This is a genomic window from Nocardia puris, assembly GCF_036051655.1.
Taxonomy (GTDB): Bacteria; Actinomycetota; Actinomycetes; order Mycobacteriales; family Mycobacteriaceae; genus Nocardia; species Nocardia puris.
Genome location: NZ_CP107943.1, coordinates 2849259 through 2865542 on the forward strand (window position 1 = coordinate 2849259; position 16284 = coordinate 2865542).

The following is a 16284-nucleotide window of genomic DNA, read 5'->3' on the forward strand; positions in this document are numbered from 1 at the left end:
TCGACACTATGAAACCCACACACTCACCCGCTGAGGTCACGGTGGTGATCCCCTGCCGCAACGAGGAAGGGGCGCTGCCCGCGGTGCTGTCGGCCGTCCCGCCGGGATACCGGGTCATCGTGGTCGACAACGGATCCACCGATGCGACCGCCGCGGTGGCCCGCTCCGGCGGTGCGATGCTGGTGTCCCAGCCGCAGCCCGGCTACGGGATCGCCGTGCGCGCCGGCATCGATGCCGCCGAGACCGAGGTGGTCGCGGTGCTCGACGGTGACGGCTCGCTGGATCCGGCCGAATTGCCGCGGCTGGTGGCCGCGCTCGGACCGGAGGTGGACATGGTCGCCGGTCGCCGCCGACCCGCCGGGTTCGGCGTCTGGCCCTGGCACGCCCGGCTGGGTAACGCGCTGCTCGCGCACCGGCTGCGTCGCCGCCACGGGCTGCCCATCCACGACATAGCAGCCATGCGGGTGCACCGGCGCGACCGGTTGCAGGCCCTCGGGCCGCTGCATCCCCGTTCCGGCTACCCGCTGGACCTGCTGGTCAGCGCCGCAAGGGCGGGATGGCGGATTGTCGAACACGACATCACCTACCGTCGGCGCAGCCATGGCCGATCGAAAGTATCCGGCTCGGTCCGCGGTAGCGTCACTGCGGCACAGGATTTCTGGAGCGTGCGGTGACCCGGCCGCGGCGTGCCGAGGTGCCCGCCACCGTGCTGATCGTGGCGAAAGCACCCGTTCCAGGCTTTGCCAAGACCCGGCTCACTCCGCCACTGACTCCCCTCGAAGCGGCCCGGCTGGCCGCTGCCGCACTGCTGGATACCCTGACCGCGGCACACGCCAGCGGCGTCCGGAATCTCATGGTCGCCTGGACCGGCGACCTGGAGCAGGCCGAAGCTGCCGCCGACATCGCCGCCGCCCTGCGCGAATTCACCGTGGTCCCGCAACGCGGCGAAACCTTCGGTCAGCGGCTGGCCAACGCGCACGCCGACGCGGCCCGCTTCGGGCAACCGGTACTGCAAATCGGGATGGACACCCCGCAAGCCGGTCCTGAACTGCTCACCACCGCCGCGGCCGCACTGCCGACCGGCACCGCCGCACTCGGACCGGCCGCCGACGGCGGCTGGTGGGCGCTCGGACTGTCCGATCCCCGACCCGCCCGGGCACTCGCCGACATCCCCATGTCGACCTCCCGCACCGGCGAACTCACCCGCAACATGCTGCAGCAGCACGGATACCGCGTGCACCGGCTGCCGATCCTGACCGACGTCGACGACTTCCCCGCTGCTCTGTCCGTCGCCTCCGAGGTCACCGGACGCTTCGCCGACGCTGTCCGAAGCCTCCCCGCCGCCCGTCTGGTGTCGTCATGACCGCCGGGACGAGTATGCACCTCTACGGCCGGGCGCTCGCTGGAGAACCCTGCTGGGTGCGCTGTGACGACGGCCGCACCCGACCGCTGCCGGTGCGGCGCTGGCTCGGCGCCACCACCGGTGACGAGCTCGCCGACGACGTCCTGACCCGATGGTGCGACGGCCCGACCATCGACCTGGGCTGCGGTCCCGGCCGGCTGGCCGCACGCCTGACCGGCCGTGGGGTAGCCGCGCTCGGTGTCGACCTGTCACCGATCGCGGTGGCGATCACCCGCTCCCGCGGCGCACCCGCGCTGCAACGCGACCTGTTCGGGCCACTGCCCGGCCACGGCCGCTGGCACTATGCCCTGCTCGCCGACGGCAACCTCGGCATCGGTGGCGACCCGGCCCGGATGCTGCGCCGCGTCCGTGACCTCCTCGCCCCCGGCGGCGTCGCCGTCGTCGAATTCGAACCAGCCGGAACAGGAATGGTGTCCGGGCCGATCCGGCTCGAAACCCACACCGCCGTCGGCGACTGGTTCCCTTGGGCCCACGTCGGCATCGAACACGTCCCCGATCTCGCCGCCGTCGCCGGACTCGAGGTACTGACCACCACTACCGTGTCCGACCGTCCCATCGCCTGGCTCACCCACGCCCGACCCCGATGAGGAGACGCGAATGACCACCCGCCCTGACCCCGCACCGGAACAACCCCGCCCGGATCTGTTGCTGCCCGACGCCATCACCGAGCGAATTTCCCCCGCCCGCGGACCAGCCGTCGCCGCCCGCGCCGGCATCGCTCTCGGCGCCGCTATCGTAATCTGCTTCGCTACCGGTCTCATCAGCCACGGCATCCAACACCCACCCAGCTGGTTCGTCTGGCCCGCTCATCCGGTATGGCTGTACCGGGTCACTCAAGGCGCGCACGTCATCTCCGGCGTGATCGCCATACCGCTGCTGCTGGTGAAACTATGGTCGGTCTACCCGCGATTGTTCGCCCGCCCGCTGCTCGGCAACCCGCTGCGGGCGCTGGAACGCGGCTCGATCGCCGTACTGGTCGGCTCGGTGATCTTCCAACTGGCTACCGGGCTGTTCAACATCGCCCAGTACTACCCCTGGCGATTCTTCTTCCCCACCGCCCACTACACGATGGCCTGGATCGCCGTCGGCGCACTGGCCGTGCACCTGGCGGTGAAGCTGCCGATCGTACGTCGAGCCCTCACGCAGCCCGTGGAACCAGCCTCCACCACGCGACAAGGCGTGGGCGTGTCCCGCCGCACGGTGCTCGGCGCGACCGCGCTCGCCGCGACTGCCGCTGGACTATCGATCGCGGGCCAGACCGTGCCTTGGCTGCGCCGACTGGCCGTGCTCGCACCCCGCAGCGGTGACGGCCCCCAAGGGCTACCTGTCAATCGCACCGCCGCCCAAGCCGGAGTCGGGAAATCTGCCCTCGACCCCGCCTACCGACTCACAGTCACCGTGGGCGACCGCCAGCGCCAGTTCACCCGCACCGACCTGCAAGCTCTACCACAAGCCGAAGCCACCCTGCCTATCACCTGCGTCGAGGGCTGGAGCGCCACCGCCCACTGGACCGGCATACGGCTGCGCGACCTGCTCGCCGTTGTCGACGAGAACACCGACGGCGACGTACGGTTCACCTCTCTGGAACCGGGCGGGCTCTACCGGCAATCGATCCTGCCCCACCGACACGCCGTCGCCACCGACACCCTGGTCGCTCTACGGCTCAACGGTGCCGACCTCGACCTCGACCACGGCTACCCCTGCCGGCTCATCGCACCCAACCGCCCCGGCGTCCTGCAAACCAAATGGCTGTCCACTATCGAGGTACTGCCATGACCATCATCCGTGTCCTGCTCGCCGCCGTCGGTATCGGCCTCGCCGCGTATGGTCTCAGCCTGCTTCTCGACCTGCCCCCGGCCGACCTCCGGTCGATCGGCATCTGGTTCACCGCTGGCATCCTCGCCCACGACGCGGTCTTCGCCCCTCTCGCCGCTGCCGCCGGACTCACCGCCCGTCGCGCCATCCCACCTCGCCGTTGGACCCCGCTCGCGTACGCCACCGTTGCCACCATCACCCTGATACTCGTCGCCGTCCCCGTCCTCGGACGCAGCAGCACCGGCAACCCCACTGTCCTCGACCGCGACTACCCGCTCGGGCTCGCCATCGCGCTCGCCGCAGTCTGGCTCACCGCACTGGGCGCGACCCTCGCTATATGGCAGCGAACCTCGAGCCGTTCCCGGCCCAACGATCAATCACATCAGTAATAGTGGTGCATCTACTTCTATGTGAAGATCCCTGGGCCGAGCGACCAGAAACCCGCAGCCAGGCTGGGTGGTCCCACAACTGGCAAAATAGTCTCCGGGGTGAGGGAAGGCGAATGCAGGAACTTCGTCGCGCCCATCACCTCGGAGCAGTGGCGCGTCAGGCGGTGTGCTGGGTCCAGTAGCGGACGGCGCCGACCACATCGTCGGCGACAAACCGCCCGATGGCGTCACTGGAATAGACGGCGACTTTCACCGTCCCGTCGGGGGCGAGGACGAAAGCGGTCGATTGCAGGTAGCGCGGATCTTCGTTGACGTACGCGCCCGTCGCCGCCGCGACCTTCTCGGCATCCGCGCCGTAGCCGACCGGAAAGGACAGTGCGTGCTTGGCCGACGAGTGCGGTGGAGGTCTCCTCGTCGTCGACGGACAAGGCGACAACCTTGCCGCCCAGCTCTGCGAGGGTGTCGTACGCGCGGGAGAACCCGGCGAGCTGTGCGTTGCAGTACGGGCACCAGGATCCGCGGTAGATCAGGACAAGCAATACGAGCAAGTCGCAGCTATACCACTTACTTCGCGGACAAGGATGCGCTCGTCCGCGGAGTCATCAAAACTCAGCTCGACCGCATCCTCGCAGCCCAGAACTCGACGCTGAGCGAGCTCTCCTCGTGGGAGGGCTTGCAGCGCTGGTGTGAGCAACTGATGGCCGCGAGCCGCGCGACCCACGGGGCCGGCGGCTGCCCCCTCGGCTCACTCGTCGGCGAACTGGCCGACGGGTCCGAGGCGGCGCGCCAGGTCCTCGCCGACTGTTTCGCCGTGTGGCAGTCGCACTTGTCCGAGGGTTTTACCGCCATGCGCGACCGTGGAGAGCTCACTATCGAGGCCGACCCCGACGAACTGGCGCTGACGGTCATGAGCGCGCTGCAGGGCGGGCTTCTGATGGCCCAGGTAACGCACGGCGAACGCCCGCTCGAACTCGCTCTGAACATGGCGTTCAACCATGTGAGTATCTACCGACGCCGCGTGCGGCGAACGCGGCCGACCGGCGGTGTTCGCTGAGTTCGGGTTCCCGCCCGCACCCGCTGGGAACGGGCCCAGCGCGGTGACACGTTCCAGGCGGCATGTCCGTTCGTCACCTTCCCTGCCGGTCGGCTTTCTCGGCGTCGCGGCTGTAGGTGCGAACGCTGGGATCTGGCCCACTTTCGTGATGGCGTGGTCTGCGTGCGGCAGGTCGCTGCGAGGCGGCGGGGGCTTCGACGCTCATCATCGTCTGGATGAACGTCGACACAGCATCCGGCGGAACAAATCCGGGCTCGTTGCGGCGAGCTGCTAAGCCGAACGGGGGTGTTGGGGTCGATACGCTGTCCAAAGGTCATCGCGTGGAGTCTTCTCGGAATGACTTGGTAGGCCGTCTCGAGGATCACGCGGGGACCGTCGGCTTCTCGGCTACGGCACGCCGAACCAGGTCCGTGCATCATGCCATTGTGCAGCGATTCTCCTCGGGTGAGACCTGATTCGCTACCACCGGAACGGGACAGTGCCGGAGATTGCAGATCCTGCGCACGGCGGTCCGTCGTGGGCTGCGCTGGCCGTTGAGCCGATAGGGGTCATCGGCGAGCTGTGTCGGCTACTTGCGGGCGGGATGCCGATTGTGGGCGGTGAGGAAGCTGTCGACCAGCAGTGCGCAGTCGTGGTGGTCGATGCTGCGCAGCCCGGTGAGGCGGGCGAAGACGATCGGGCCCAGGAGCTGGATGATGGCGAAGGTGGTGTCGAGGTCTCCGAGGTGGGCGCGAGCGTCGGGGCTGGTGAGGATGTGGTCGAACGGTTCGCGGTAGCGGCGGATGACCTGGGCGCGCAGAGAGGTGATCGCGGCTGAGTTCGGGGCTGTGTCGGCGGGGATGGAGCCCATAGCCAGCCAGGCCAAGGTGGTCAGCTGGATGGGGGCATTGTCGATCAGGTCGGCTTGGGCGGTGAGCAGCGCGATCAACCTCTCGCGCACGGGCCCATCGACTGGAGGAGTGTCCACGAGCGGGAGTAGGCGTTCGAAGGTGGCCGCGAGCAGGTGGGTGCTGCTGCCGAAGTGCCGGTAGAGGGTGGTGCGGGCGACTTTCGAGGTGCGGGTGACCGCATCGATGGTGACCGCGTCGATACCCCCGGTGGCCAGCAGGTGGGTGGCCGCGTCGAGCAATCGGGCCCGCGAACGCGCCAGCCGCGGATCGGTCTGTTCGAGATCTCCGCTGTCCTCACCGATGCGAGATTCGGGCGCGGCGGTGCCGGTGTCGGCCGGGTCGGGGGCGGTCATGGTCGGGCAGACCTCCAGGAAGGGCGACGGTGAATGTGTCCGATTCCGACTCTATCGCAACCACTCCCACCTATGATACTGATAGTAGCGAAACGATACTGATGGTTTCGTCGTGTGGGAGGTGCCGGTGAACGCACCGGAAACGACCGACGGTCGCAGTGTGATGGCGCGGGCCGAGTGGTGGATGCTGACGGTGTCGTGCCTGGCGGTGGCACTGGTCGTCGCGGCGATGGCGGCGCTGTATTCAGCGTTGCCGCTCATCGCGGTCGCGACCGGCGCGACGCAATCGCAGCTGACTTGGATCGTCGACGGCTACACCCTGGTCCTGGCGTGCCTGGTACTACCCGCCGGTGCAGTCGGTGACCGCTACGGGCGCCGCGCGGTGCTGATCGCGGGCCTGGCGGTGTTCTCCGTGGCCTCGGCGCTGCCGCTGCTCATGTCGGGGCCGGCGTGGTTGATCGCCGCCCGCGCGGCCGCAGGAGCGGGCGCGGCGCTGGTGATGCCCTCGACCCTGTCGATCCTGACCGCGGGGCTGCCTGAGGCTCATCGCGGGCGGGCGGTCGGGGTGTGGGCCGGGGTCGCCGGGTCCGGCGCGGTGCTCGGGATCCTCGGCTCGGGGCTGCTGCTTGAGCGGTGGTCGTGGGAATCGGTGTTCGTAGGGCTTACCGTGGCCGGGCTGGTGCTGGCAGGGCTGGCGTGCACCATCGCTGAATCCCGTCAGCGTGAGCATCCCCCGATGGACTGGGTGGGCGCGGTGACGGTGGCGGTCGCGGTCGCGGCGATCGTGTTCGCCGCTGTCGAGATCCCCCCGCGCGGCTGGCTCGACCCGCTCGTGACCCCGACCCTCGGGCTCGGTGTCGCCGCGGCGGTGGTGTTCGTGATCGTGGAACTGCGAGTCGCGGCACCGCTGCTGGACGTGCGGTTGTTCGCCCGCCGGGGTTTCGGGGCCGGGTCGTTGTCGGTGACCATCCAGTTCCTGGTCACCTTCGGGGTGTTCCTACTGCTGGTGCAATATCTGCAATTGATCCTGGGCTACGGGCCGCTGGGCTCGGCGCTGGCCCTGGCGCCGATGGTGGTGCCGCTGGTGGCGATCTCGGTGATCGCGCCGTGGCTGTCGAGCCAGGTCGGGTTGCGGGCGATGACCGTCACCGGGCTGCTCACCATCGCGGCGGGACTGGTGCTGGTGAGCCGGTTGACCCTGGCCGCCGATTATCCGGACCTGTTGTGGCCGTTGCTGATCCTGAGCGCCGGGTTGGGGTTGTGCACCGCGCCGGCAACGTACGCCATCATCGCCGACACTCCCGTGGCCAAACACGGTGTCGCCGCCGCGATCAACGATGCCGCCCGTGAGATCGGCGCGGCCATCGGGATCGCTGTATCCGGCAGCGTGCTCGCCGCCGGATATACCCACCATATCCAACCCGCCCTGCCACGACTGCCCGAACCCGCCCGCGGCCCGGTCGCCGACTCTCTCGCCGCCGCCCTGCAAGTCGCCGACCGCGCCGGACCCGCCGCACAGCCGCTGGCCGAGTTCGCCAAAACCGCGTTCGTGCACGGCAGCACCCGGGCCGCACTCGCGCTGGCGGCCATTACCGCGGCCGGGGCACTCGTGCTTGCCGTCCTCGCCCCCGGACGCACACCCCTGCTCACCTCGACCGCCGTGCGTGATCCGGCGACCACGCTGACGGACCGATACGCCTGATACCCACCGTGAAGAGCCGGCCATGACCGCCTACCACACCATCCTCGTCGACACCGACGGCTCCGACCGCTCCTACCGCGTCGTCGGCCACGCTGCCGAACTCGCCCACGCCAGCCACGCCCGCCTGCTCATCCTGTGCGCCCGCCACGACATCGACCCACACACCCTCGGCCCCGACCTCGACCGACTCGGCCCCGACGCCTACCAGATCCGCGGCACCACCCCCACCGACGCCATCCTGCGCATCGCACACCGCCACGCCACCACCCACGGCGCCACCGACATCGCCACCCATATCCTGGCTCCACCCACTCTGCACGCCCTGCTCCACCTAGCCGCCACCACGGGCGCCGACCTCATCGTCACCGGCCACCCTCACCGCCACCCGCTGCTGGCCCGCTGGCCGTCCACCGTGCCCGTCGAACTCGCCCGCAAAGCTCACTGCGACGTCCTCATCGTCCACACCCCACCCGACAATCCGCCCCACCTCTCCCTGGACCACTCACACAGGCACTCGGCGAGTGTCCGGTAAGACCTCCTAACGGGTTCGGTCAGGTAGCGGCGAGACCCACTGTCGTGCAGGATGTTTCGCCGTGGCAGCACCATGGATCGTGGATGACGAGTTGTGGTCGGTTATCGAACCGCTACTACCGGCGAAACCGGCCGGGACACCGGGCCCGGCCCAGCACGATCCGAGGCTGGTGTTCCAGGGCATCCTGTTCGTGCTGTTCACCGGGATCGGCTGGGAGACCTGCCCCAGGAACTCGGGTTCGGGTCCGGAATGACGTGCTGGCGCAGGCTGCGGGACTGGCAAGCCGCCGGGGTGTTCACCGCGATGCACCAAGCGGTCCTCGACCGCAGCAACGCCGCCGGGTTGATCGACTTCGACCGGGTCATGATCAACGGCTCACACGTGCGGGCCAAAAGGGGGGCTCCGCGACCGGACCCAGCCCGGTAGACCGCGCCAAGACCGGCTCCAAACACCACCCGCTGACCTGCGGCAACGGGTTCCCGCTCGTCGTCGAGCTCTCCGCGGCCAACGTCAACGACCACCTGATGCTGCCTGCCGTGCTCGATGGTCTCCGGCAACTACGCGGTCGACCCGGGCCACCGCGCCGCCGGCTCAAGACCCTCATCGGCGACAAGGGCTACGACTACCCCAGCGTGTACACCGAGCTGCGGCAACGCGGCATCGCCGGCTACATCCCTCGCCGCGGAACCCGGGACAAGGTCACCGCCAGTCACTGGATCGTGGAACAGACCATCGCCCTGCTCCACCAATACCGGCGCCTGGCCGTCCGGTGGGAACGCCGCGTCGACATCCACTACGGATTCCTGAATCTCGATGCGGCACTGATCTGCTGGCGACGCCCCAGTAACCGAACCCGATAGGAGCTCTTAACAGAGCTTCACATAGCGGTTACCTTTTGGATACAGTATACCCATGCCAGACGACAAGGTGGTCGTCGTGCTTGTGGACGACCACGATCTCTTCACCCAGGGTCTGGCGTTGTTGCTCAGCACGCGGGCCGGCGACAAGTTCGAACTCAGCGGATGCACCAAGTACCCCGAGGAAGCCGTCACGTTGGTCACCAAGTGCCGTGCGGATGTTGCAATCGTGGACTTGGCGATGCCGCCACTCGGCGGGATTGCAGCAATCCGACACATCAAGGCCCGATGTCCAGACACAAAGGTCTTGGCTCTTTCCGGCACCACCGATCAAGACCTCGCGGAAGCTGCTCTCAGAGCAGGTGCGGACGGCTACCTCTCGAAGTCAGCCGATCCCGACACGCTGGTCTTTCCGTTGCTCAGCGTAGTTGCCGGCTTTCGAGTAGTAGAGGCCCCGCTGTTCGCGGCGGTGCTCGGCGGTATCCGACGCACGCCCGATCACATTCGCGCGCGACTCGGCTCCGAAGAATTTCGCCTCTGGGTACTTCTGTCACGAGGACTGGAGACCACCGAAGTCGCCAATCGCTTGAATGTGTCGGAGCGGACGGCGAAGCGCATGGTCGCGTCTCTCCTAGGCAAGCTCGGCGCGGCCAATCGCGTCGAGGCAGCGGGCATGGCGGGACGGTACGGACTACTCGATGGCCTCGATGAACGTTGAGAGCACTCGAAATGTCCGGTGGCCCTGCAACTCGACCCAGAGCTACGTACGCCGACTATTCGACTCATCGGTTCGCCGTGCAGCCAACCCGTGTTGGACGGTCTCACAGGAACTATCGACAGGCGCCCGGGGGTCGGGTCTCATATCCCACCTTCGTAGGCGTCGCCTGAGTTGAGTGATCATGGCGGGGATAGTTATTCGCTTCGCGAAAGTACAAGTGGCCATTTGCAGGACCTATACAAATGGCCGCATGTACTCGTCACTCACGCCAGGTACTTGTTGGATCCGCACCGTCGTCGTATGAGCCGGGCGATCATGCAGCTCGCCGACGGTAACATCGGGCACCGAACTGACTCGATCGATACCTGCTCACTCACAATCGCTACCCGGGGCTCAAGCCCTCTGCTGGACGTACGGTCGTCGTGTCGGCAGGCTCGCATGGCGCGCTGGCGGCGGCGCTTGTTGCGGCCGTCACATGAGTTCGGCGGCTGCAGCAACTCCACTTCGACCTTGCACGGACTTTGGCAGCCTCATACCGGACGAGGGTGCGGCGAGTCCTAGCTGTATGAGGCCATGACGTTGGTGACGCCGGTGTCGAGGCGGCTGGCCGGGGGTCGGTCGCCGGCAGCAGTATGCGGCCGATGGTAGTTGTAGTGGACGTTCCAGATCCCGAGGGCCTCGCTGCGCTGCCGTTCGGAGGTCCATTCGCGGGCGTAGAGGAATTCCTCGGCCAGGATCCGGTTGTAGCGTTCCACCTTCCCGTTGTGGCGGGGCGTGTAGGGCTTGATGCGCTGGTGGCGGGCACCGTGCAGCACGGTCGCGAAGTCGTGGGCTCGGTAGCAGGACCCGTTGTCGGTGACGATCCGTTCGATGAACCTGATGCCGTGAGCAGCGAAGAACGCCCGGGCGCGGTGAGTGAATCCGATTGCTGTAGCAGCTTTCTCGTCGGTGAGTGCTTCGGTGTAGGCCAGTCTGGAGTAGCCGTCCACCGCTGAGTGGAGGTAGACGTATCCGGCTCGCGCGCCCTTCTTCTTGGCGCGGCCGACGGTTCTGGCTTGCGCTGATCCTTTGCCGTGGACGCGCCAGCCACCACCGTCGGGGATCCGTCCGACCTTCTTCACGTCCAGATGCATCATGTGACCGGGCCGGCGGGCTGTGATCCGGCGTGGTCTCCGGTTGTTCTCGCCGTTCGGGTCGATGAACCGGCGCCGGTGCAGTCCCAGGTGCTTCAACTGCCGGCCGACGGTCCGCACAGCGATCTCGACATCGTCGGTGGCGAGTTCGGTGGTGATCCGACGGGCGGACCACTTCTTGTCCCGCCGCAGCTTCTCGATCCGCACCACGACTTCTGGTCGGGTGGCCCTCGGTTGGTGGTGCGGAACGCTGGAGCGGTCCTGCAACCCGGCCTCACCGAACTGACGGTGACGGTTGACCCACTTCGATGCGCATTGCCGCGAGATGCCCATCTCGGCGGCGACATGGGCGATCGGGCGGGTTCGGCAGCGTTGCACGAGACGGCGGCGGCCTTCGATCGACAGCGGGGCATTACGGTGGGTCACGGACGGATCTTTCGGCTGGGGCGGATGGGGGATTGGCGTTTTCCATCCTGCCGCCGGGAGATCCGTCCCCCTTCAGCTCACCCCTGCCCCAGCGTCAACAACCTCATGACCCGCAACACCTAGATAGCGCAACGCAACCTCGGAGATGCGGCGTCCGGCCTCGGCACCGTCGGTATTCGGCAAGACGAGGTGGCTGACCGTCAGCCGGATCAGCGCGTCGACTCCGTCCGTGACGTCGTCGGGGTCAATGTGAGGAAAATGTTCGCCGAACCAGGTGACCAGTCGCTCCGACGCAAGTCCGAGCATGGACGCCGAGGTCGTCAGCAACGGAAGAACGCCGGTCTCGTCGCGAGGCGTGCTGCCCGGGGCAATCAGCACGGCCTTGAGCAGCGGGCTGGCGGCGGCCTCGTCGAGCGTGTAGCGCACCGCAGCAGGGATCGCCTCCTCGGCCGCACTGCTGTGGCGATCGAGCACTTCCGCGATCCCGATCAAGAACCGTTCCGCTTCCTGTAGTACGAGCGCATCCCCGAGCCCCTGCTTGTCACCGAACTCCTTGTACAGCGTGGGACGCGAAACCCCGATGAGCTCAGCAACCTCGCTGACCCGGACCCGGTCCCAGCCCTTCTCCACGGTCAGTGCATGGGCCGCGCGGATCGCTTCGTCACGTAGCTGTCGCCGGAACGACAACCTGACCGACTCTTCTACCACACCGGCGATCGTAACAGTGGAGCTGGATCTGTTCAGGAATGAACACCAACCCCAACTGCGTCGCATGTAGACGCACTGCACGGCGTTCCTGAAACACGACCCAAACAAACTGGCAGATTTTGGTAATTTGTTGACAAACAGAGACCTAGTGTATGCAATGGTATTGCGTACCGTTTCGAGGTCCGTATGCGAGATCAGTTGGCACGCAGCCCGACACGTCGGCAGAGAGGTCTACCCATGAGCGAGGCTCCGGACATGACCTGCGGATCACCCGATCCGATCCTGGAAGTCTGGGCCGGTTCGTTCCGGCCGCAGGAATCCGCCTCGCCCGAGCTGCCGCCACACCACCACCTCTGTCTTGGTTGCGGACCGGAGAATCCGCACGGACACCACCTGCGCGCGCAGCGTTGCGAACACGGTGTTTGCGCACACCACATCTTCGATCAGCGCCATGTCGGAGCGCCAGGGATCGCGCACGGCGGCGCCGTGGCGACGGTCATCGACGACTTGTTCGGATTCCTCCTCTATACGGTAGGGGAGCTCGCCGTGACCCGGCACCTCGAGATCGACTATCTCGCTCCGATCCTGTTGGACACTCCCTACGCTCTTCATGCGGTCGTACGCTCACGCGAAGGCCGAAAATTGGATCTGGGGGCCAGGATCGAGGATGTGGCGGGGCGCTCGGTTGCAACCGCCACGGCCCTGTTCATCGTGGTCGACGTCGAGCACTTCATCAGGTCGCAGGCGAAAACCCAGGATCGACGATGACCGCGCCGACCGAGCGGGAACTACTCCTCGACGCGCTCCTCACCGATCATGGACAGGCTGGTCCCTACGAGGCGTTCCGGCGCTTACGCCAAACGTATCCCGCGTTGCTGACCCGCTCCGGGGTCTTGGTGCTGACCCGCTACGACGACTGCGTCGCCGCGCTGCGCGACCGTAAGCTGGGCAAAGCCGACGAGTCGCTCGGGTTCGGCTTGTCCGAAGTGCCAGAAGAGCTGCAACATCAAGCCATGCACCGATTCCGGCGCACCATGCTTTTTCGCAACCCCCCCGACCAGTCGGCTGCGCCGACTGGTCGCCGATGTGTTCACGCCTCGCCACATCGATGAGCTTCGAGCCCAGATCATCATCCAGATCAACCGGCTGTTAACGAACCTTTGGGCGTGATGTCGTGGGGTTGACAGCGGGTGTATGCCGATGGCATGAGGTATCCGCAGGGTGGCGGGCTGACGGCCGAGCGGCGGATGTTCCGGGAACGCATCCGTGTGCAGGCGGCCGAGATGTTCGCCGAAGGGCACGACAATGCGACGATCGCCAAGCGGTTGCGGGTCAGCGTTCGATCGGTGCAGCGGTGGCGCGGAGCGTGGAGGCGCGGCGGGCAGAATGCGGTGCGGTCGAAAGGATCGCCGGGCCGGCCGAAACTCGACGACGAGACGTTCACGGTGCTGGAGACCGAACTGGCCAAGGGGGCCCTCGCTCACGGTTGGCCGGACCAGACCTGGACCCTGGCCCGGATCCAGACCCTCATCGGCCGCCGGTTCGGCACGAGTCTGTCGCCGGCGAGTACCTGGCAGTTACTGCGTCGACACGGATGGAGCCATCAAATACCGGCCCGGCGGGCGGTCGAGCGTGACCCGCAGGCGGTGGCCGGGTGGGTGAAACAGACGTGGCCGCAGGTAAAAGCACGGCGGCGGCGCTCGGGGCCTGGCTGGTCTTCGAGGACGAGGCCGGATTCTCGATGACGCCGCCGACACGGGGTACCTGGTCGGTGCGTGGGTGCACGCCTGTGGTCACGGTCCGGGGACGATCTCAGCGCCGGTTCTCCATCGCTGCGGTGACCTGCTACAAGGACGGTGAGCGCTCCCGGCTGTTCTATAGACCCAAGCACCACCGGGACCTGAAGACCGGCGGGCGCCGCAGTTTCGCCTGGACCGACTACCGGGACCTGCTCATCGATGCCCACCGCCGACTCGGCGGCCCGATCGTGTTGGTCTGGGACAACTTGAACGTGCACCGCGACGCCCACCTGCGTGCGTTCGTCGATGGCCACGACTGGATCCGCTGCTACCGGCTACCGCCGTATGCGCCCGAGTTGAACCCGGTGGAGAGCATCTGGTCGCTGCTGCGGCGAGGCAGCCAGGCCAACACCGCATTCAACGACCCGACCCACCTGATACACAGCCTCCGCCACGGCCTACGCCGAATCCAGTACCGCCCCACCCTCATCGACGGATGCCTCACCACAACCGGACTCACACTCACGACATCACGCCGAAAACCTCGTTAGATGCCATGAGCGAGCATGAGGTCGCCGACATCATCAGCGAACTCGCGCTCCCACTCCCGGTCAACGTGATCGGCGACCTCCTCGGAGTACCGAAGGCCGACCGAGCCGTCGCCGCACCCATGGTGCGCGCTCTCCTGGCCTCGCTCGAACCCAACGCCGATACCGCGGCCCTGACCTTCGCCTGTGAGGCCGAAGACGAACTTGCCGCATATTTCACCGACCTGCTAGCCGCCAAGCGCGCTCACCCTGCCCAGGATCTGCTCAGCCGACTCGCCGCCGCCCGCGGCGACGACGTACTGGATGACGACGAATGCGTCGGCACCGCAATCCTATTGTTCGCGGCCAGATTCGAAACCACCACGAACCTGATAGGTAACGGCGTCGCGGCGCTGCTCACCCACTCCGACCAAATGGACCTGCTGCGCGCCAGACCCGACTTGGCGAGCAGCGCGGTCGAAGAGCTGCTGCGCTACGACGCCCCTGTCCAAACCAATGGGCGCACGGTCCTCGAACCGACCCGACTGGCAGGCGTCGATCTACAGCCCGGGCAGGTTGTGCTGACCCTGCTCGGCGCAGCCAACCGAGACCCCGACCGCTTCGCTGTCCCGGACTCCCTCGACATCACCCGAACCGGGACCACACCGCTGTCGTTCGGCGCCGGCGTCCATTTCTGTCTCGGCGCGCCGCTGGCCCGGCTCGAAGGGGCCGTGCTGTTTCCACGATTGGTGGCGCGCTTTCCGCAGCTCGCTCTCGTCGGGGAGCCGTGCTGGCGTACCGGGGTGTCCTTCCGTGGACTGTCCAGCCTGAAAGTAGCGCCCCGGTGAGTCATGTAGTTCTGCCCTCCCCCACGAAACACCGGGCATTGCGGAACCGGTCCGTCGCGCGACCTCATGACGTCGGCCGGTATCGACTCGGGCGGGCCGCTCAGCGAAGGACTTGCGTTCACCTCCGGGAGTGAGGCGGGCGAACACGATCGGGCCGAGGAGTTGGATGATGGCGAAAGTGATGTCGAATTCGCCGGGCACGGCGCGGGCGTCGGGGGTGAGAATGTGGTCGAACGGGTGGGCGGTATCGACCGATGACGCGGGGCGCGTAGCGAGGGGAAGCGCGGCCGGTTCAGCGTGGCGGTGGTCGGGGTCTGTGCGGTCAACGCCGATGGATCCCATCGCCAGCCGGGCCAGGGTGGGCAGCTGTACCGAGGCCTGCTCGACAAGATCGGCTTGGGTGGTGAGCAGCGCGCGGATCCGCGTCCGGTGCCGGTGAGTGTCGACTTGTCTCGCTCGACGAAAGAGGAGCCCAACAATGTCCTAGCGGGATCGCCACGAGTACGCCGTGGACTGAACCTCCACTCGAAACACAGCGCAAACGAAGTTGTCAACGGCACGCCCAATCCTGGATCGGGCACAGATTCCGTGATTGACCCGTTCGGGACGCGAAGGGACGGTTGATAGTTCATCATGTCGCGGTGCTCTTATTTGAACCGATGAAGGTTCTGCCCCGCTCCTGGACGGTCTACGGATCGAGGCCCGCAACCGGCGACGGCCCGGTCGGCTCTCCCGGGCGGGGGCGGGGGATGCCGTCCGACGGGTCCATAGCCGTTACCGGCGGAGGTTGCCGGACACCTCGATCAGCGGCCGCGAGATCTTGATCGGGCTACGGTCCGCAGGTTGTTCCCGCAGCAACTCCGATTGCGGCAAAAGAACTTTCACCGAACAGGTCCCGCAACTCGGCCGCGAGGAACGCCCGCCGCGTACGGGACTGCTGCACGATCCGGTGACAGCGGTTACGTGGCACTGGGCGGTCGCGCGGGAGCACGGCCGACCGGCAGATGCCGCGACGGTGAGCCGGATGACGTTGCTGCGCCAGATCCGAGCGTTGCCCGATCCCCACCACCCGGTTCCGTGGGTGTTGGGCGTGGACGACTTTGTCTTCCGTCGCGGGCACCGTTATGGGACGACTCCGGACCGCCATGCAGACCGACCGTCCGATCGAGG

The 16284-nt window shown here is 67.0% G+C and carries 20 protein-coding genes and 2 pseudogenes; 16 read left to right on the plus strand and 6 right to left on the minus strand.

The window, feature by feature from the left end; translation table 11 throughout:
- Positions 1–8 precede the first annotated feature (8 nt).
- From OHB21_RS12660 to OHB21_RS12680, 5 genes are read left to right on the plus strand one after another with little or no spacing between them, the layout of a single operon-like run.
- Entirely contained in the window at positions 9–674 is a 666-nt protein-coding gene (locus OHB21_RS12660) for a glycosyltransferase family 2 protein (RefSeq protein WP_195142352.1), read from the plus strand.
- On the plus strand, positions 671–1363 hold the full coding sequence (locus tag OHB21_RS12665; RefSeq protein ID WP_324192243.1) for a TIGR04282 family arsenosugar biosynthesis glycosyltransferase: 693 nt from the start codon (positions 671–673) through the stop codon (positions 1361–1363). The genes OHB21_RS12660 and OHB21_RS12665 overlap by 4 nt, the downstream gene beginning before the upstream one ends.
- The gene (locus OHB21_RS12670) at positions 1360–2010 is read left to right on the plus strand and encodes a class I SAM-dependent DNA methyltransferase (protein WP_195142351.1); all 651 of its coding nucleotides are present in this window, start codon (positions 1360–1362) and stop codon (positions 2008–2010) included. Before OHB21_RS12665 ends, OHB21_RS12670 begins: the two co-directional genes overlap by 4 nt.
- A gap of 10 nt (positions 2011–2020) precedes the next feature.
- Positions 2021–3199, plus strand: a complete 1179-nt coding sequence (locus tag OHB21_RS12675; protein WP_195142350.1) for a molybdopterin-dependent oxidoreductase — start codon at positions 2021–2023, stop codon at positions 3197–3199.
- A complete protein-coding gene (locus tag OHB21_RS12680) occupies positions 3196–3627 on the plus strand; it encodes a hypothetical protein (protein WP_195142349.1) in 432 nt (143 codons plus the stop codon). The genes OHB21_RS12675 and OHB21_RS12680 overlap by 4 nt, the downstream gene beginning before the upstream one ends.
- A gap of 157 nt (positions 3628–3784) precedes the next feature.
- On the opposite strand, the gene OHB21_RS12685 is transcribed toward OHB21_RS12680, so the two are convergent.
- Both OHB21_RS12685 and OHB21_RS37460 read right to left on the minus strand, forming a co-directional pair.
- Positions 3785–4063, minus strand: a complete 279-nt coding sequence (locus OHB21_RS12685; protein ID WP_228815553.1) for a hypothetical protein — start codon at positions 4061–4063, stop codon at positions 3785–3787.
- Positions 4064–4076: 13 nt separating this feature from the next.
- Positions 4077–4154: pseudogene (locus OHB21_RS37460) on the minus strand (peroxiredoxin); the annotation flags it as partial.
- Here OHB21_RS37460 and OHB21_RS12690 point away from each other — a divergent pair.
- A complete protein-coding gene (locus OHB21_RS12690; RefSeq protein WP_324192242.1) occupies positions 4118–4681 on the plus strand; it encodes a TetR family transcriptional regulator C-terminal domain-containing protein in 564 nt (187 codons plus the stop codon). The pseudogene OHB21_RS37460 and the gene OHB21_RS12690 overlap by 37 nt on opposite strands.
- 568 nt (positions 4682–5249) lie before the next feature.
- Here the strand turns inward: OHB21_RS12690 and OHB21_RS12695 are convergent.
- Entirely contained in the window at positions 5250–5924 is a 675-nt protein-coding gene (locus tag OHB21_RS12695) for a TetR/AcrR family transcriptional regulator (RefSeq protein ID WP_195142348.1), read from the minus strand.
- Between the two features lie 163 nt (positions 5925–6087).
- Here OHB21_RS12695 and OHB21_RS12700 point away from each other — a divergent pair, with 163 nt between their 5' ends.
- The 5 genes from OHB21_RS12700 to OHB21_RS12720 all read left to right on the plus strand — a co-directional run bounded on the left by OHB21_RS12700 (position 6088) and on the right by OHB21_RS12720 (position 9733).
- Positions 6088–7626 carry an MFS transporter gene (locus tag OHB21_RS12700; RefSeq protein ID WP_195142370.1) on the plus strand — a complete coding sequence of 513 codons (1539 nt, stop codon included), beginning with the start codon at positions 6088–6090 and terminating at the stop codon, positions 7624–7626.
- Between the two features lie 22 nt (positions 7627–7648).
- Positions 7649–8158 (plus strand): universal stress protein, encoded by a 510-nt coding sequence (locus OHB21_RS12705; protein WP_195142347.1) that lies wholly within the window; start codon positions 7649–7651, stop codon positions 8156–8158.
- Between the two features lie 61 nt (positions 8159–8219).
- On the plus strand, positions 8220–8411 hold the full coding sequence (locus OHB21_RS12710) for a transposase (protein ID WP_324192241.1): 192 nt from the start codon (positions 8220–8222) through the stop codon (positions 8409–8411).
- Position 8412: 1 nt separating this feature from the next.
- A complete protein-coding gene (locus tag OHB21_RS12715) occupies positions 8413–9018 on the plus strand; it encodes a transposase (protein ID WP_324192240.1) in 606 nt (201 codons plus the stop codon).
- Positions 9019–9070: 52 nt separating this feature from the next.
- Positions 9071–9733 carry a response regulator transcription factor gene (locus OHB21_RS12720; protein ID WP_195142346.1) on the plus strand — a complete coding sequence of 221 codons (663 nt, stop codon included), beginning with the start codon at positions 9071–9073 and terminating at the stop codon, positions 9731–9733.
- Between the two features lie 557 nt (positions 9734–10290).
- Here the strand turns inward: OHB21_RS12720 and OHB21_RS12725 are convergent.
- Together OHB21_RS12725 and OHB21_RS12730 are read right to left on the minus strand one after the other, a co-directional pair.
- Entirely contained in the window at positions 10291–11292 is a 1002-nt protein-coding gene (locus OHB21_RS12725) for an IS481 family transposase (RefSeq protein ID WP_328435373.1), read from the minus strand.
- A gap of 72 nt (positions 11293–11364) precedes the next feature.
- The gene (locus OHB21_RS12730; protein WP_324192310.1) at positions 11365–12000 is read right to left on the minus strand and encodes a TetR/AcrR family transcriptional regulator; all 636 of its coding nucleotides are present in this window, start codon (positions 11998–12000) and stop codon (positions 11365–11367) included.
- Positions 12001–12237: 237 nt separating this feature from the next.
- Here OHB21_RS12730 and OHB21_RS12735 point away from each other — a divergent pair, with 237 nt between their 5' ends.
- The 5 genes from OHB21_RS12735 to OHB21_RS12755 all read left to right on the plus strand — a co-directional run bounded on the left by OHB21_RS12735 (position 12238) and on the right by OHB21_RS12755 (position 15114).
- The gene (locus OHB21_RS12735; protein WP_195142534.1) at positions 12238–12768 is read left to right on the plus strand and encodes a PaaI family thioesterase; all 531 of its coding nucleotides are present in this window, start codon (positions 12238–12240) and stop codon (positions 12766–12768) included.
- A complete protein-coding gene (locus OHB21_RS12740) occupies positions 12765–13112 on the plus strand; it encodes a cytochrome P450 (protein ID WP_228815696.1) in 348 nt (115 codons plus the stop codon). The genes OHB21_RS12735 and OHB21_RS12740 overlap by 4 nt, the downstream gene beginning before the upstream one ends.
- Positions 13113–13205: 93 nt before the next feature.
- Complete coding sequence (locus tag OHB21_RS12745) at positions 13206–13745, plus strand: winged helix-turn-helix domain-containing protein (RefSeq protein ID WP_195142535.1); 540 nt, start codon at positions 13206–13208, stop codon at positions 13743–13745.
- Positions 13670–14290 carry a transposase gene (locus tag OHB21_RS12750; protein ID WP_195142536.1) on the plus strand — a complete coding sequence of 207 codons (621 nt, stop codon included), beginning with the start codon at positions 13670–13672 and terminating at the stop codon, positions 14288–14290. The genes OHB21_RS12745 and OHB21_RS12750 overlap by 76 nt, the downstream gene beginning before the upstream one ends.
- Positions 14236–15114, plus strand: coding sequence for a cytochrome P450 (locus OHB21_RS12755; protein WP_228815698.1), 879 nt, complete (start codon positions 14236–14238; stop codon positions 15112–15114). Before OHB21_RS12750 ends, OHB21_RS12755 begins: the two co-directional genes overlap by 55 nt.
- 129 nt (positions 15115–15243) lie before the next feature.
- On the opposite strand, the pseudogene OHB21_RS37465 reads toward OHB21_RS12755, so the two are convergent.
- Positions 15244–15537 (minus strand): annotated as a pseudogene (locus OHB21_RS37465) (TetR family transcriptional regulator); the annotation flags it as partial.
- Positions 15538–16284: the final 747 nt, after the last annotated feature.

What these genes read in the sequence shown, in the direction of transcription:
- OHB21_RS12660 (WP_195142352.1), top strand. Translation starts at nt 9, where the DNA reads ATGAAACCCACACACTCACCCGCTGAGGTCACGGTGGTGATCCCCTGC.
- OHB21_RS12670 (WP_195142351.1), top strand. Translation starts at nt 1,360, where the DNA reads ATGACCGCCGGGACGAGTATGCACCTCTACGGCCGGGCGCTCGCTGGA.
- OHB21_RS12675 (WP_195142350.1), top strand. Translation starts at nt 2,021, where the DNA reads ATGACCACCCGCCCTGACCCCGCACCGGAACAACCCCGCCCGGATCTG.
- OHB21_RS12680 (WP_195142349.1), top strand. Translation starts at nt 3,196, where the DNA reads ATGACCATCATCCGTGTCCTGCTCGCCGCCGTCGGTATCGGCCTCGCC.
- OHB21_RS12695 (WP_195142348.1), bottom strand. Translation starts at nt 5,924, where the DNA reads ATGACCGCCCCCGACCCGGCCGACACCGGCACCGCCGCGCCCGAATCT.
- OHB21_RS12700 (WP_195142370.1), top strand. Translation starts at nt 6,088, where the DNA reads ATGGCGCGGGCCGAGTGGTGGATGCTGACGGTGTCGTGCCTGGCGGTG.
- OHB21_RS12705 (WP_195142347.1), top strand. Translation starts at nt 7,649, where the DNA reads ATGACCGCCTACCACACCATCCTCGTCGACACCGACGGCTCCGACCGC.
- OHB21_RS12720 (WP_195142346.1), top strand. Translation starts at nt 9,071, where the DNA reads ATGCCAGACGACAAGGTGGTCGTCGTGCTTGTGGACGACCACGATCTC.
- OHB21_RS12735 (WP_195142534.1), top strand. Translation starts at nt 12,238, where the DNA reads ATGAGCGAGGCTCCGGACATGACCTGCGGATCACCCGATCCGATCCTG.
- OHB21_RS12740 (WP_228815696.1), top strand. Translation starts at nt 12,765, where the DNA reads ATGACCGCGCCGACCGAGCGGGAACTACTCCTCGACGCGCTCCTCACC.
- OHB21_RS12745 (WP_195142535.1), top strand. Translation starts at nt 13,206, where the DNA reads ATGAGGTATCCGCAGGGTGGCGGGCTGACGGCCGAGCGGCGGATGTTC.
- OHB21_RS12755 (WP_228815698.1), top strand. Translation starts at nt 14,236, where the DNA reads ATGCCTCACCACAACCGGACTCACACTCACGACATCACGCCGAAAACC.